This is a genomic window from Erythrobacter sp. A6_0 (assembly GCF_017744235.1).
Classification (GTDB): Bacteria; Pseudomonadota; Alphaproteobacteria; order Sphingomonadales; family Sphingomonadaceae; genus Qipengyuania.
This window is the reverse complement of sequence record NZ_JAGHQR010000004.1, coordinates 324,595-338,370: the sequence shown is the minus strand read 5'-3', so window position 1 is coordinate 338,370 and position 13,776 is coordinate 324,595. Positions and strand designations below refer to the sequence as shown.

The window sequence follows — 13,776 nt, the reverse complement described above, 5'->3', positions numbered from 1 at the left end:
CCGCCTGCCCCCGAGCTTGCCAAAGGTGGCGGCAGGGGCCACCTGCGCAGGCGCAACGAAAGCCGCTTTTCATGAAACCCACCGTCATCATCATCGGACGTCCCAATGTGGGCAAGTCCACTCTTTTCAACCGACTGATCGGCAAGAAGCTGGCGCTGGTGGACGATCAGCCCGGCGTCACGCGCGACCGGCGGATGGGCGATGCGGAGATCGCGGGCCTGCAGTTCACCGTGGTCGACACTGCGGGGTGGGAGGACGAAGACGCGGACACGCTTCCCGGCCGCATGCGTGCCCAGACCGAAGTCAGCATCGAAGGCGCCGATGCGGCGCTGTTCGTGATCGACGCGCGTGCGGGCCTGACCCCGCTCGACGAGGAAATCGGGCGCTGGCTGCGGCAGCAGAGCGTGCCGGTGGTGCTCGTCGCCAACAAGGCCGAAGGGCGCGCGGGCGAAGCGGGTGTATTCGAAAGCTATGGGCTGGGCCTCGGCGAACCCGTGCCGCTCTCCGCCGAGCATGGCGAAGGCGTCGCGGACCTGTTCGGCGCGCTATGGCCCGTGATCGGCGAAAAGGCCGAAGCTAAAGACGAGGATGCGGTCGAACCGATCGACTTTGACGAAGACGAAGATGAAGAGCGCCCGCGCGGCCCTCTGAAGCTCGCCATCGTCGGGCGTCCCAATGCCGGCAAGTCCACGCTGATCAACCGCCTGCTCGGTGAAAACCGCCTCCTCACCGGCCCGGAAGCCGGGATCACACGCGATTCGATTGCGGTCGATTGGGAGTGGCTCAATCCCCGCACGGGCGACAGGCAGGAAATTCGCCTGATCGACACTGCCGGAATGCGCAAGAAAGCGCGCGTGACCGATAAGCTCGAGCGATTGTCCGTCGCCGACGCGCGCCGTGCGGTCGATTTCGCCGAAGTCGTCGTCCTGCTGCTCGATGCGACCAAGGGGCTGGAGCATCAGGATCTCAAGATCGCCGACATGGTCCTGCAGGAAGGCCGCGCGTTGATGATCGCCATCAACAAATGGGATGTCGCCGAAAATGCGAGCTCCCTGTTCAATGGCATCAAGGGCGCGCTGGAAGATGGGCTGGCACAGGTGCGCGGCCTTCCGGTGCTCGCGGTCAGCGCGAAGACCGGCAAGGGCCTCGACACCATGCTCAACGCCGCCTTCGAGCTGCGCGAGACCTGGTCGAAACGCGTATCCACCGCCGCCCTCAATCGCTGGTTCGACGATGCGATGGAGGCCAATCCCCCGCCCGCGCCCGGCGGCAAGCGGATCAAGCTGCGCTACATCACGCAGGCCGGAACGCGCCCGCCGCGTTTCGTGGTGTTCGGCACGCGATTGGACATGCTGCCCAAGAGCTACGAGCGCTATCTGGTCAACGGCATCCGCGCCAAGCTGGGCTTCGATGCGGTGCCGGTGCGCGTCGTCCTCAAAAGCGCGAAGAACCCCTACGCATCGTCATGATCGCAGACCTGCTGAGTTCCGCCGTTCCGGTGGCGTCCGACATCCTCGAACGCACGGCGAGCACGCCGCGCGTGCAACAGATCGTTTCCCTGAGCCTGGCGCCCGCCTTCCTTCTGGCCGCGATCGGCGCGATCATGAACGTGCTGGTCAGCCGCATGATCTGGATCGCCAACCGGATCGAACGGATCGACGACCGGATCGAGGACGGCCGGACCGATCCGCAGGACGAAGAGCGCATCTGGCTGGAGAAGCGGCGCGCGCTGGCGCAGGTCGCGGTGATGTTCGGCACCGGTGCGGCGGCGGTTATCAGCCTGGTGATCGCGCTGCTCTTCATCAGCGCCTGGATCGAAGCGCAGATCGGCACGCTGATCGCAGCCTGCTGGATCCTGACCATGATCCTGTTGATCATCGGCCTGATCTATTTCTTCCGCGAAACGCGACTGGCAGCGGTCGGCGTCAAATCGCCGCATCGCCTGCAGAACCGCTTCTGGAAGCGTACGAAGCGCAAGCACGGCGGCAGCTGAGCGCGGCGATCGCACGACAAGCTCATTTCGCGTTCGGACGTTACGGAATTGCGGGCAGACGAGCCAATCCCACATACTCCGTTCAGGCCGCCATTCCCATCTATTGATCGGAAAGCGCGTAGGAGAGTGACGTGGGAAGAGTGCAGATTGTGATCCGGTCCTTCGATGAGGACGACGAGGGAAAGGACATGCCCGACACCGAACTCGACAGCGCAAGCGTGGAGGCGGCGTTGCTGGTGTCAGACATCAATCTCACGCGCGGAAGCGCCGAACTGTTTGCCGATGGGAAACGGATCGCGCGCCTGGTCAAGCGCGGCACAGGCCACGCGCCTTTCTGGGAACTCGCCTGAGGGGTGGCGACGCTCATACGAACGCCGCGCGCCGTTTCACTCAATTGCCGTTGCCGTCTCCACCGCCAAGGCCCCACGCGCCGCCTTCATTGCCCTCTTCCCCGGCAGCCGCGCTCTGGAGCTGGATGTAATTCTGCTCGCCCATGCGCACGATCATGTCGAACTGCTTTTCGAGGAAGTCGACATGCTCTTCCTCGTTGCGGAGGATCTTTTCGAACAGCTGGCCGGACGTGAAATCCTTGACCTGCTGGCAGTAGTCGGCGGCTTCGCGCAGCAGCGGAATCGCTTCCATTTCGAGCGCGAGATCGGCTTCGAGCACTTCCTTGACGGATTCGCCCACCTTCAGCTTGTGCAGCGCCTGGAAGTTGGGAAGCCCGTCCAGAAACAGGATACGATCCGCCAGCCAGTCGGCGTGTTCCATCTCTTCGATGGACTCCTTGCGCTCGTACGCGGCGAGTTTGAACACACCCCAATTGTCCAGCACACGATAATGCAGCCAGTATTGGTTGATCGCGGTCAGCTCGTTGGTGAGCGCCTTGTTGAGATAATCGATGACCTTTTCGTCGCCCTTCACCGGGGGTCTCCTGAAAGAGGGAAATTACCGGTGCGGTATGCTCGCCAAGGTCGGTCCTGGCAAGGCGGAATACCAGAAAAATGGCGGAAATCCGCCATTGCGAGCGCTTTTCATTAGCGAAAAATCAGGCGGCGACGTGTTCGGGGACGAAGGCCATTTCGCGCTCTTTATCCACGATCTCGTCCGCTTCGCACAGGCAGGCCCCGCAATTGGGGGTCTTGCCCAACGCGGCGTAACACGCCTCCGCATCGCCCGGACAATGGCGTGCCACGCGGCGCAGGTCGCTTTCGCGGATGGCGTTGCAGATGCAGACGTACACGCTCGCTGATCTCCCTTTGCGATCGATTCGCATTCACAGGAATAGTGCGAGTTATTCTCAATAGCAAGGGCTGGGCAAATATCTTACCGCCTCAGGGGAAACCGGCGCCCATAGGTCAGGCATCGCCACAGCCATTCGAGCGGGCCGTAGCGATACCGATCCAGCCACGGCTTCGACCAGAGCAGCATGAGCGCCCAGGCCAGCACCACGACGCCGTAGAGCCCCCCACGCGTCAATTCGCCGAACAGCCCCCCCGCCCAGCCATGGAAGACCAGCATCATCACCACGGACGTGCCGAGATAATTGGTAAAGGCGGCCCGCCCCGCTGCCGAAACGCGCACGGCCAGCCATCCGCTCACCCGCTCGCCCCACAGCGCCAGCAACGCGAGCAGACCCAGTCCCATGAAGAGACGCGGGAAATGGGACCAGCCGATGAAAGCGGCAATCGTGTCCCAATAGCCGAACCCACCGGCCCGAACCATCAGCGCGATCCACAATGTCAGCGCCCCGCCGACCAGCACCCCCGCCCAGCCCCAGATCATCTGCTTGCGCCGGTCGACGCCGCCCGAAAACAGCCCCTTGCGATAGAGCGCCATGCCCATCAGCATCAGCGGCAAGGTCTCCAGCCAGAACAGCAGCAGCGTGGTCAGCGGCTCGGTTGTGCTTTCGGTGAGATTGCGTTCGACCAGGCCGGGATAATCGCCGCTCGCGATCAATTCACCGTCGATCCGGTCCTGCGCGATTTCCTGTTCCTGCGCTTCGACCATCACGGCCTGCACTTCGGCCCGCGCGGCTTCGTCTCCGGGGATCGCGCCGTTCGCGCTCATCACCATGGATGCGGCCATCCCGGCATAGACGATACCGCCGACGATATAGCCGAGTACGCCGAGGATAAACTGGTTGCGGCGCGCCATCTTCACGAAGGGCAGCACGGCAAGCCCGGACACCGCATAGAGGAACAGGATGTCCCCCTTCCAGATAAAGAAGAAATGGAAGAGCCCGAACAGGCCCAGCCACAACAGCCTGCGCACCTGGAGCCAGCGGCCCTGCCCCCGCTCCCACGCCTTTTCGAGGAAGAGATAGAGCCCGGCTCCGAACAGAAGCGAGAACAGCGCGCGCATCTTGCCGTCGACGAGGACGAATTGCGCAACCCACATCCACCCTTCCGCCTCGCCATGCGGCGTCAGAAAGGCGTCGGGATACATGTAAGCGGCAAAAGGCTGGCCGAAGGCGACGATATTCGCCGCGAGGATGCCCATCACAGCAATGCCGCGAATGAAATCCAGGCTCGCGATCCGATCGGGCGAGGCGCCGAGCGGTGTCGCACGCGCTTGCGGCTGGTCGGGTGAGGCGGCAGCTTTTGCGTGCGTTTCAGTCATTTTGTCCCCCATTGGTCCCAACCAGGCGTCCGTCCCTTGCGCCCGATGACCTATCTATCGTCGTATAATTTGACCGCCAAGCTGCCCAGCGCACCCACCAGCATCAGCGCCGACCCGACGATAAAGAGCCAAACGGCAAGTTTCTGCAAATTGTCGAATTGCGGGAGAAAGAGGACGCTTCCGACCACGAACGTGGCATTGCCTACCACGCCGAGCGAGGTGTGTATCCAACCGTAATCCTTGACCAGCGTCTTCAGCATATTCGCCACGACATCATCCCCTTCCGCCCCTTCCGCGCGATCCTAGGCGATTCGGGCGGGCTCCGTAACCGACGAGCTTCAAGAGGGCGCTCTCCAGATGCGAACGCCGATGCAATGCATAGGCGCTCTCGATCGAGCGAAGCGTGTCGATTGAGGGGGGAAACCGGCCTCGCGCGATCAGCGGGTGACGAGGCAATCCTGTCCGCCGCGTTTCAGGGCGGAGCATGCATCCTGCGCCGCCGCGCGGCTGGAATAGCCGACTGCCATGACCTTGGTAAGACGTCCGGCTGGCTCCTGCTCGACACGCGCACCTCCGAGGGCGGCATTGCCCGAAAGACGGCTTGCCAGACGATCAGCATTGCCGGAATTACCGAAAGCGCCGAGCTGCAATTTCCATTCACCGTTCATGCGCGCGCTCGCGCTTACCGGAACCGTTGCAGTGACGGGGGCGGCCTGCGCTGCGGGCTTGCCCGGAACCGGCGTCGATTGCGTCACGGCGGGGGCGGATTGGCGACGGCCCTCGGGAAGCGTGTAATCGGCCCCGGCGGTGTCGGCCCGCGCCACTTCGACCGGGCGCGTTGCGGCGGGAACAGGGGCGGCCGCGCGCGCCGGAACGGTTGCGGCCGGAACCGCCACCGGCGTGCCGCCCAGATCGACCGCGGCGAGCTGGCGCGCACGATTGGCGTCGGCCTCGCTCTTTATCCGCTGCGCGAGCACTTGCGCTTCCTCGCGCTGTGCCAATGGGATGAATTCGTCCATTTGCGCCATCGCGGCGCGCGCCTGCGGGAGGCCGCTATTGTTGGCGAGCGTGAGCAGCGCATAGGCGCGCGGCCAGTCCTTTTCCGCCAGGTCTCCGTTGAAATGCGCGACGCCCAGCAGATATTGCGCGCGCGGATCGCCCCGCCCGGCTGCGGCAGTGATATAGGGCATGGCCGCTTCGCGCCGACCGTCCTCGAACAGCAACAGGCCGTAATTGTCCGATGCCTGGACGTGCCCCTGCGCGGCGGCGGCGGCATAAAGCGCCTCTGCCTGCTCCTTGTCAGCCTCCACGCCGCGCCCCAGGCGATAGGCCTGGCCGAGATTGAACTGTGCATCGGGATCGCCCGCCTGTGCAGGGCCAGACCATTCGCGCACCGCCGTGGCGTAATCGCCAGCCGACCAGGCATCGACGCCGCTCTTCACATCAGCCTGTGCGGGCGCGCCGAGCGCGAGCAGGCAGGCGGCCAGCACACCGCCGCCCACGCTGCGATAAAAGGGTGAGGTGGTCATGTTCGAAGTCTCCGCCAGTCAGATGCCCCAGCCTAACACCCCAGGGCGATTGCGCGCATTCTATAGTAAATCGTCCGTTAGCAAAACGTTGCGATGTGGCCAGCGATACCGGTGGCATCAGTTCCGACCCGACAGAGGCAATGCTTGCAGGACCGGGTCCGGGCCGATTTGCAGGCCGTCTTTAACTTAAAATTTAGGGTAGTCTGCGAATCCCCATGGCGAATGTTCGCGCCCAGCGAACGAGGCGAGCCGCACGAGGCGGGTCGCGATCTTGAAGCGTTTAGGGGGACCGGGCTTTGCGGGTACTGGCGTTGGCATCGCAGAAGGGCGGATCGGGCAAGACGACCCTGTCCGGACATCTCGCCGTCCAGGCACAGCGGGCGGGCGCGGGGCCCGTCGTGCTGATCGACATCGACCCGCAAGGCTCGCTCGCCGATTGGTGGAACGAGCGGGAAGCGGAATATCCCGCTTTCGCCCAGACCACCGTCGCGCGGCTCGCCGGCGACCTGATGATCCTGCGCCAGCAGGGCTTCAAGCTTGCCGTCATCGACACGCCGCCCGCCATCACCATGGCGATCCAGTCGGTGATCTCTGTCGCCGAACTGATCGTGGTACCCACTCGCCCTTCCCCGCACGATCTGCGCGCTGTGGGCGCTACGGTCGATCTGTGCGAGCGGGCGGGCAAGCCGCTGGTCTTCGTGGTCAATGGCGCGACGCCCAAGGCGCGGATCACTTCCGAAGCCGCAGTCGCCCTGTCTCAGCACGGGACGGTCGCTCCGATCACGCTCCACCACCGCACCGATTTCGCCGCTTCGATGATCGACGGGCGCACGGTGATGGAGGTCGATCCCGTCAGCCGCAGCGCTGCCGAAGTGACTGCGCTGTGGAAATACGTTTCCGACCGGCTCGAGAAGAATTTCCGCCGCACCGTCTTCGCCGCTCCCAACACGCAGAGCGCAATGCCGAGCGCCCATCGGCCCCAGGGCGGCTTCGGCCGCCGGGTGGCGCAGTAAGACGGGGGCCCACACGGGAACAGGACCATGCACGACGCCGGTTTCGCCTCCCTTTCGCCGACGCTGCTCGCCCGCAAGGGCGGAGCGCGCCCGGCCATGCGCCCGCAGCACGGCATGCCGGGCAAGATCGATCCCGCCGATGCCGCTGCCGAACTGGAAGATCTCGGCTGGAACGACATGGGCGAGGACACCAGCGCCCGCCGCCATCCAGGTGCGCAGATCGTCCGCTTCGATACGGAAGCGGATGGGAATTCGTCGCGGGACGGCGATTACGAAGTCGCCCACGCTTCCGAGGAAGCGATCGAAGCTCAGGTCAGTCCCGTGCGCGAAACGATCGACCGGATCGCGAAGAAACTCGGCGAGAACCGCCGGGACGCTGTCGAGGCATTCGTCAAGCCTGCCGCGAAGCTCGGCGCCCGCGCTGCCGCATCAGGCAACCGCCGGGCTGCCTTTACCCTGCGGCTCGATCCGGAACGCCATCTGCGCCTCCGTCTCGCCTCCACGATCAGCGGCCAGAGCGCCCAGAACCTGGTGACGCAGGCCCTCGACGCGATGCTCGCCGAAATGCCCGAAATCGAAACGCTGGCGGCTCAGGTAAAACGCCCGTGATCATCTTTGCCGAAACGAATGCCCGACCGCTTAGGGAGAGGGAAATGCGCTCCACGACAATCAATCGGACCGCCCGCATGGTGGGGCTGACGCTGACCACCGCACTGGCAAGTGCCACTCTGGGTGGATGCAGCACCAAGGAAGCGCCGCCAGCTTCGGTTTCGGCGGTCAAGGCCGAAAGCGCCCTGGCCAAGGGCAAGAGCGACAAGGCCGTCTCCTTCGCGGAAAGCGCCGTGCTGGCATCGCCGCGCGACGCCGATCTGCGCGCGCTGCTGGGTGGAGCCTATATCGAAGCGGGCCGTTTCGAATCGGCGGCCACCACGCTCGCCGAAGCGCGGCAATTGGGTGACGGATCGCAGCGCACCATCCTCTCGCTGGCCCTCGCCCAGATCGCGAGCGGGCATCAGGACGCTGCCCTGCGGACACTCAACGCCCACGAAACCGATCTCGATCCGGCCGATTTCGGCCTCGCCATCGCCTTGGCGGGCGAACCCAAGCGCGGCGCTCTCGTCCTCGCCAACCAGCTTCGCTTCGGCGAAAGCTCCGCCAAGGTGCGCCAGAACCTGGCTTATGCCTACGCCCTCCAGGGCGATTGGCGCGCGGCGCGGCTGATGGCCGCGGAAGATGTGCCCGCCGACAAGATCGGTGAGCGGATGGCCCATTGGGCGCAGATGACGAACCCCGTCTATTTCCGCCATCGCGTCGCCGATCTGCTCGGCGTCGACTTGGTGCGGGATGCAGGCCAGCCTGCGCGTCTGGCACTGGCAAACCATCCGAGCGTCGATCAACTCGCCGCCGAAAACGCTCTCTCCACAACACTCGCCAAGAGCGATGTCGCCCCTAAGCCCGCCTTCGCCGCGAATGGGGAATTGCCGCCGGTGAGCGGACAGGCAGTGGCCGCTGCCCGCCCCGTTTCCGCCCCTGCTCCGGCCCCCGTTCCGGCAGCGGCATCGCGCACCGTTGCGCAGGCCTTCGCCGAACCGAAAACGCCCGCTGCCCGCGTGGCCGCTCCGGCGCCCGCTCGCACCACCGCATCACTCGCACCGGCATCGCGGGCTGAAACCGCACCCTCCGCCCCAGCCAAGACCTTCTTGGCGCAGAGCGGCGATTACCGCGTCCAGCTCGGCAGCTATTTCTCGATGTCCGATGCGCAACAGGCCTGGAAGATCTTCCAGCAGCGCCACCCCGAACTGGCGGGCGCCGAAAAAGTGATCACCAAGGCCAAGGTAAACGGCAAGATCTATTACCGCGTCGCCGCAGCCGGCTATGCCGAAACGAGCGCGCGCAGCCTGTGTTCGCTGGTCAAGAAAGGCGGCGGCGGCTGCATCGCCTATGCGGCGAACAATCCGCTGCCCGGTGCGATCGAGACCAATGTTCGGATGGCCGCGCGTTAAAGGCTTACCGCGACACCGCCCTTGAACAGCGCGATCACCCGGCCTTGCGTCGGCTGACCGTCGAAGGGGGTGTTGCCCGCGCTCGCTTCCATCTTGCGGCGATCGACGATCCACGGCTTTTCGGGATCGACAATCGCGAAATCCGCTTCGTACCCTTCGACGAGCGCTCCGGCCTCCACACCCAGCAGGCGCGCAGGGGCCGACGCGCACAGATCGAAAACGCGCGCTATGTCGATCGCGCCATCCCGCTCCAGCGTCAGCAGCATGGCCAGCAGCGTCTCGGCCCCGGCCATGCCCGGCTCGGCATCGGCGAAGGGCAGGCGCTTGTCCTCGACACCGCGCGGATCGTGCCCGCTGGAGACGACATCGACAGTTCCGTCCGCAATGGCCTCGATCACGGCCTGACGGTCGTCTTCGGGCCTTAGCGGCGGCGAGAGGCGCATGAAGCTGCGGAATGTCGCAATGGCGAGATCGGACAGCATGAAATGGGCGGGCGTCACCCCTGCCGTGACCGCAAGCCCTTTCGCCTTGGCCGCGCGGATCAGAGAAAGCCCTGCCCGCGTCGTCACCTGGCGGAAATGGATACGCGCCCCTGCCAATTCTGCCAGCGCCAGATCGCGCGCGATCGCCAGCGTCTCGGCCTCGGCAGGCGCACTGGGAAGGCCGAGCCGGGTCGCCATTTCCCCCGCCGTCGCCACCGCGTCGCCCGCAAGCGCACCGTCCTCGGCATGGGCGACTACCGGCAGGTCGAGCATGGCGGCATAGGTCAGCAGGCGCAGCATGACGCCCGTATCGCCGATCCAGCGCCGCCCGGTCGCAATCCCGCGCGCGCCCGCTGCGCGCATCAGCGCCGCTTCGGCGAGCGATTCGCCTTCCAGCCCGCGCGTCGCCGCGGCGAGCGGATGAACCCAGAGATCGGGCTTGCCGCTTTTCGCGATATACGCGACGCGGCTGGGCAGATCGAGCGGCGGGGACTGATCGGGCATCAGCGCCGCGCGCGTGATTCCTCCGAAATGGAAGGCGGGCTTGTCGACGGCGAAGACTCCGTAATCGACGAGGCCCGGCGTAACGAGCCGCCCGCGCGCCTGGACGATCTCGTCGCCCTCTTCGCCTTCGATATCGCCCAGCGCGGCGATGCGCCCGTCCACTAGCCGGATCGCGCCTTCGCGCACGCCGTCTGGAAGGACCAGCCTGCCGCCGGTGATCGTGATCGGCCGTGCCTGCTTCATGCCCAGCCCTCCACGCCGCGCGCGCGGCGGGTCAGCACGTCGAGACAGGCCATGCGGATCGCCACGCCCATTTCCACTTGGCGCGTGATGATCGACCGGTCGAGCATGTCGGCCACGTCGCTGTCGATCTCCACCCCCCGGTTCATCGGGCCGGGATGCATGACGAGCGCTTCGGGCGCCGCATTGTCGAGCCGTTTCTTCGTCAGCCCGTAGAGATGATGATATTCGCGCGCGGACGGGATGAACTGGCCGCTCATCCGCTCGGTCTGGAGGCGCAGCATCATGACGACGTCCGCACCCTTCAGCGCTTGATCGAAATCGTGGAAGACTTCCGCGCCCATCATTTCGATTCCCTGAGGCATCAGCGCAGGCGGCGCGCACAGCCGCACACTCGCGCCCAGCGCCTGAAGACACAGCAGGTTCGAACGCGCGACCCGGCTGTGAAGGATGTCGCCGCAGATTGTCACCGTCAGCCCGGTGAAATCCTCGCTCGGCTCGCCCCGGTCGGCCAGCGCCTCGCGCAGGGCCAGCGCGTCGAGCAGAGCCTGCGTGGGATGCTCGTGCTGCCCGTCGCCCGCATTCAGGACCGGGCAGTCGACCAGCCCCGCGATGAGCTGAGTCGCCCCGCTCGATCCGTGGCGGATCACGATCCCGTCGGCGCGCATGGCGTTGAGCGTGATCGCCGTGTCGATCAGCGTCTCGCCCTTCTTCACGCTGCTGGTCGCGGCGTGCATGTTGACGACATCCGCGCCCAGCCGCTTGCCTGCGATCTCGAAGCTCAACAGCGTGCGCGTCGAATTTTCGAAGAAGGCGTTGATGATCGTCAGCCCGGCGAGGGTATCGTGATGCTTGTGCCGCTTGCGGTTCAGATCGACCCATTGTTCCGCCTCGTCGAGCAGGAACAGGATCTCGTGCCGTTCGAGCTGTGCGATGCCTGTCAGATCGCGATGCGGGAAGGCAAGCCGACCGGCCGGGTAGCGGCCGCTGGAGGAGGAGATTTCGGGCGAGGCCATTAAAGCCAAGCCCCTAATCGAGCCCCGTGGGCCGCTCAAGCATTATCGGTGGCGCTTGTGCGGCATCGCTCCTAAACCCCCGAGCAGAAGCCGATAGCCGAGATTGATGGGGACGATGGAATGAAATTCGCAGGCCGGGTGTGGCGCTTGCTGGTGGGTATCAAGGACGGGCTGGTGCTCGCCTTCATGCTCCTGTTCTTCTTCGCGCTCTACGCGGTGCTGACCGCGCGGCCCAGCCCGGCACAGGTGCGCGAAGGCGCGCTCGTGCTCGCGCTCGACGGCGTGGTGGTGGAAGAACGCACGCCGATCGACCCGTTCCAGGCGCTGCTTTCGGGCAGCGCGCCAATTGGCGAATATCAGGCCCGCGATCTCGTCCGCGCGCTGGACACGGCGGCGCGGGACGAGCGCATCACCGCCGTGGTGCTCGATCTCGACAGTTTTCTGGGCGGCGGACAGGTCCATCTGCAGGATATTGGCGAAGCGATCGACCGCGTTCGCGCGGCGGACAAGCCGGTGCTGAGCTTCGCGACCGCCTATGCCGATGATGCGTTGCTCCTGGCCAGCCATGCCAGCGAAATCTGGGTCGACCCGCTCGGCGGCGCGGCCATCGCCGGGCCGGGCGGCGGCAATCTCTATTATGGCGAACTGCTCGAAAATCTCGACGTCAATGCGCGCGTCTATCGCGTGGGCGAATATAAGAGCGCGGTCGAACCGTACCTGCGCAACACCATGTCCGAAGAAGCGCGCGAGAACTATTCCGCGCTTTACGGCGCGCTGTGGGGCGAATGGCAGGCGCATGTGAAGAAGGGGCGGCCCAAGGCGAACATCGCGCTCGCCACGACCGATCCGCAGGCCTGGCTGGCCGCATCGGGTGGCGATCCCGCAACTGCCGCGCTCGCCGCGGGGCTCGTCGACAAGCTCGGCAGCCGCGACGAATTCGAAGCACGCGTGGTGGAACTGGTCGGCGCGGACGACTGGTCGAGCGAGCGCAACGCCTATCCTGCGACCGATCTCGACCCCTGGCTCGAAGACACCGAGCCTGCGGCCCAGGGCGGCGCCATCGGTGTCGTCACCATTGCTGGCGAGATCGTCGATGGCGACGCCGGGCCGGGCACGGCGGGCGGCACCCGCATCGCCGACCTGCTCGACGAAGCTCTGAACGACGATCTTGCGGCACTGGTCGTGCGCGTCGATTCGCCGGGCGGCTCCGTCCTCGCCAGCGAGGAAATCCGCCGCGCCATCCTGCGCCACAAGGCGAACGACATCCCCATCGCCGTCTCGATGGCGAATGTCGCGGCGAGCGGCGGATACTGGGTCTCGACGCCCGCCGACCGCATCTTCGCCGAGCCGGAGACGATCACCGGATCGATCGGCATCTTTGCGGTGATTCCGACATTCGAAAACCTCGCCGCGCGCATCGGCGTTTCGACCGACGGCGTGCGCACCACCCCGCTTTCTGGCCAGCCGGACCTGATCGGCGGCTTCACTCCGCAAGTCGACGCGATGATCCAGTCGGGCATCGAAGACGGCTATCGCGACTTCCTCACCCGCGTCTCGCAGGCGCGCAATCTCAGTATGGAACAGACCGACCGCATCGGTCAGGGCCGCGTGTGGGATGGCGGCGCGGCGCGCCAGATCGGGCTGGTCGATCAGTATGGCAGCTTGCAGACCGCGATCGACTGGGCGGCGGAGGAAGCGGGCCTCGAGGAAGGCGGCTGGTACGTCGCCTATCTCGGCGACGAGCCCGGCACCTACGACACGCTGCTGCGCCAGTGGCTGATCGGCGACGAGACCGAAGCGCGCGCCGATATGACGGCCCTGTTCGCGCGGCGCCAACAGGCGCTCGCCGGAAGGGTCGAAGCCGACCTCGATCGCCTGCTCACGACCGAGGGCGCACAAGCCTATTGCCTCGAGTGCCCGCAGACACCCACGGCCAAGACCGCGCGGGTCGGCGGCATGGGCGGCGGGCTCGACGGGTGGCTGGGCAAGCTTGCCGCGCTGATCCTGAATTAGGCAATCCGGCGGAGCGCATTTTCGCAGCTCCCGCTTGCCAAGCCGCCCCACCTTGCGTAAACGCGCGCCCCTGCCCGGCAGCTAAGCGCTGCCCCATCGGGCGGGCGCGTAGCTCAGTGGTAGAGCACACCCTTCACACGGGTGGGGTCGCAAGTTCAATCCTTGCCGCGCCCACCATCTTTTCAATGACTTTGAAAAGATGGACGGCGTTTCCATGAAAAAACATGAAACCTGGGTGGACATCCGCGAACATCAGCGAGGACTTCGGCGCGACGATTGGTCGAGCAATCGCCGGCTTGATCGATTTGCATAGCCGCAACGAACCAGAGGGTTGCCGCATTTTCACGATTGGCTGACAAAT

At 65.4% G+C, this 13,776-nt stretch carries 14 protein-coding genes and 1 tRNA gene; 8 read left to right on the top strand and 7 right to left on the bottom strand.

The annotated features are described in order from the left end of the window. The first annotated feature begins 71 nt into the window (after window positions 1-71). The 3 genes from der (at window position 72) to J7347_RS12835 (ending at window position 2,343) form a co-directional block, all read left to right on the top strand. Window positions 72-1,469 carry a ribosome biogenesis GTPase Der gene (gene der, locus J7347_RS12845; RefSeq protein ID WP_067681432.1) on the top strand — a complete coding sequence of 466 codons (1,398 nt, stop codon included), beginning with the start codon at window positions 72-74 and terminating at the stop codon, window positions 1,467-1,469. After that, window positions 1,466-1,993, top strand: coding sequence for a DUF2721 domain-containing protein (locus tag J7347_RS12840; protein WP_067681429.1), 528 nt, complete (start codon window positions 1,466-1,468; stop codon window positions 1,991-1,993). Before der ends, J7347_RS12840 begins: the two co-directional genes overlap by 4 nt. A gap of 131 nt (window positions 1,994-2,124) precedes the next feature. Further along, complete coding sequence (locus tag J7347_RS12835) at window positions 2,125-2,343, top strand: hypothetical protein (protein WP_156502046.1); 219 nt, start codon at window positions 2,125-2,127, stop codon at window positions 2,341-2,343. Window positions 2,344-2,383: 40 nt separating this feature from the next. Here J7347_RS12835 and bfr read toward each other — a convergent pair whose 3' ends face one another. From bfr to J7347_RS12810, 5 genes are all read right to left on the bottom strand, one after another. Beyond that, on the bottom strand, window positions 2,384-2,917 hold the full coding sequence (gene bfr / locus J7347_RS12830; protein ID WP_067681423.1) for a bacterioferritin: 534 nt from the start codon (window positions 2,915-2,917) through the stop codon (window positions 2,384-2,386). A 124-nt stretch (window positions 2,918-3,041) separates the two neighbouring features. After that, window positions 3,042-3,236, bottom strand: coding sequence for a ferredoxin (locus J7347_RS12825; protein WP_209162429.1), 195 nt, complete (start codon window positions 3,234-3,236; stop codon window positions 3,042-3,044). 83 nt (window positions 3,237-3,319) lie between these two features. Next, window positions 3,320-4,615, bottom strand: a complete 1,296-nt coding sequence (locus J7347_RS12820; protein ID WP_245174069.1) for a DUF418 domain-containing protein — start codon at window positions 4,613-4,615, stop codon at window positions 3,320-3,322. A 50-nt stretch (window positions 4,616-4,665) separates the two neighbouring features. After that, window positions 4,666-4,875, bottom strand: coding sequence for a YrhK family protein (locus tag J7347_RS12815; RefSeq protein WP_245174100.1), 210 nt, complete (start codon window positions 4,873-4,875; stop codon window positions 4,666-4,668). A gap of 177 nt (window positions 4,876-5,052) precedes the next feature. Further along, window positions 5,053-6,144 (bottom strand): SPOR domain-containing protein, encoded by a 1,092-nt coding sequence (locus J7347_RS12810; RefSeq protein ID WP_209162427.1) that lies wholly within the window; start codon window positions 6,142-6,144, stop codon window positions 5,053-5,055. 296 nt (window positions 6,145-6,440) lie between these two features. On the opposite strand from J7347_RS12810, the gene J7347_RS12805 reads away from it, so the two are divergent. From J7347_RS12805 to J7347_RS12795, 3 genes are read left to right on the top strand one after another with little or no spacing between them, the layout of a single operon-like run. After that, a complete protein-coding gene (locus J7347_RS12805) occupies window positions 6,441-7,157 on the top strand; it encodes a ParA family protein (RefSeq protein ID WP_067678015.1) in 717 nt (238 codons plus the stop codon). Between the two features lie 27 nt (window positions 7,158-7,184). Further along, entirely contained in the window at window positions 7,185-7,766 is a 582-nt protein-coding gene (locus J7347_RS12800; RefSeq protein ID WP_067678018.1) for a hypothetical protein, read from the top strand. Between the two features lie 44 nt (window positions 7,767-7,810). Then, window positions 7,811-9,160 carry an SPOR domain-containing protein gene (locus J7347_RS12795; protein WP_209162426.1) on the top strand — a complete coding sequence of 450 codons (1,350 nt, stop codon included), beginning with the start codon at window positions 7,811-7,813 and terminating at the stop codon, window positions 9,158-9,160. Here the strand turns inward: J7347_RS12795 and J7347_RS12790 are convergent. Both J7347_RS12790 and J7347_RS12785 read right to left on the bottom strand, forming a co-directional pair. After that, the gene (locus tag J7347_RS12790) at window positions 9,157-10,389 is read right to left on the bottom strand and encodes a dihydroorotase (protein ID WP_209162425.1); all 1,233 of its coding nucleotides are present in this window, start codon (window positions 10,387-10,389) and stop codon (window positions 9,157-9,159) included. The genes J7347_RS12795 and J7347_RS12790 overlap by 4 nt on opposite strands. After that, the gene (locus J7347_RS12785; protein ID WP_209162424.1) at window positions 10,386-11,402 is read right to left on the bottom strand and encodes an aspartate carbamoyltransferase catalytic subunit; all 1,017 of its coding nucleotides are present in this window, start codon (window positions 11,400-11,402) and stop codon (window positions 10,386-10,388) included. Before J7347_RS12785 ends, J7347_RS12790 begins: the two co-directional genes overlap by 4 nt. Before the next feature lie 120 nt (window positions 11,403-11,522). On the opposite strand from J7347_RS12785, the gene sppA reads away from it, so the two are divergent. Continuing rightward, window positions 11,523-13,415, top strand: a complete 1,893-nt coding sequence (gene sppA, locus J7347_RS12780) for a signal peptide peptidase SppA (RefSeq protein ID WP_209162423.1) — start codon at window positions 11,523-11,525, stop codon at window positions 13,413-13,415. Between the two features lie 102 nt (window positions 13,416-13,517). Then, window positions 13,518-13,592: transfer RNA gene (locus J7347_RS12775), tRNA-Val, on the top strand. Window positions 13,593-13,776: the final 184 nt, after the last annotated feature.

Coding starts and splice junctions, on each gene's coding strand:
- der (WP_067681432.1), top strand. CDS start 72: ATGAAACCCACCGTCATCATCATCGGACGTCCCAATGTGGGCAAGTCC.
- J7347_RS12840 (WP_067681429.1), top strand. CDS start 1,466: ATGATCGCAGACCTGCTGAGTTCCGCCGTTCCGGTGGCGTCCGACATC.
- J7347_RS12820 (WP_245174069.1), bottom strand. CDS start 4,615: ATGACTGAAACGCACGCAAAAGCTGCCGCCTCACCCGACCAGCCGCAA.
- J7347_RS12815 (WP_245174100.1), bottom strand. CDS start 4,875: ATGCTGAAGACGCTGGTCAAGGATTACGGTTGGATACACACCTCGCTC.
- J7347_RS12810 (WP_209162427.1), bottom strand. CDS start 6,144: ATGACCACCTCACCCTTTTATCGCAGCGTGGGCGGCGGTGTGCTGGCC.
- J7347_RS12800 (WP_067678018.1), top strand. CDS start 7,185: ATGCACGACGCCGGTTTCGCCTCCCTTTCGCCGACGCTGCTCGCCCGC.
- J7347_RS12795 (WP_209162426.1), top strand. CDS start 7,811: ATGCGCTCCACGACAATCAATCGGACCGCCCGCATGGTGGGGCTGACG.
- J7347_RS12790 (WP_209162425.1), bottom strand. CDS start 10,389: ATGAAGCAGGCACGGCCGATCACGATCACCGGCGGCAGGCTGGTCCTT.
- J7347_RS12785 (WP_209162424.1), bottom strand. CDS start 11,402: ATGGCCTCGCCCGAAATCTCCTCCTCCAGCGGCCGCTACCCGGCCGGT.
- sppA (WP_209162423.1), top strand. CDS start 11,523: ATGAAATTCGCAGGCCGGGTGTGGCGCTTGCTGGTGGGTATCAAGGAC.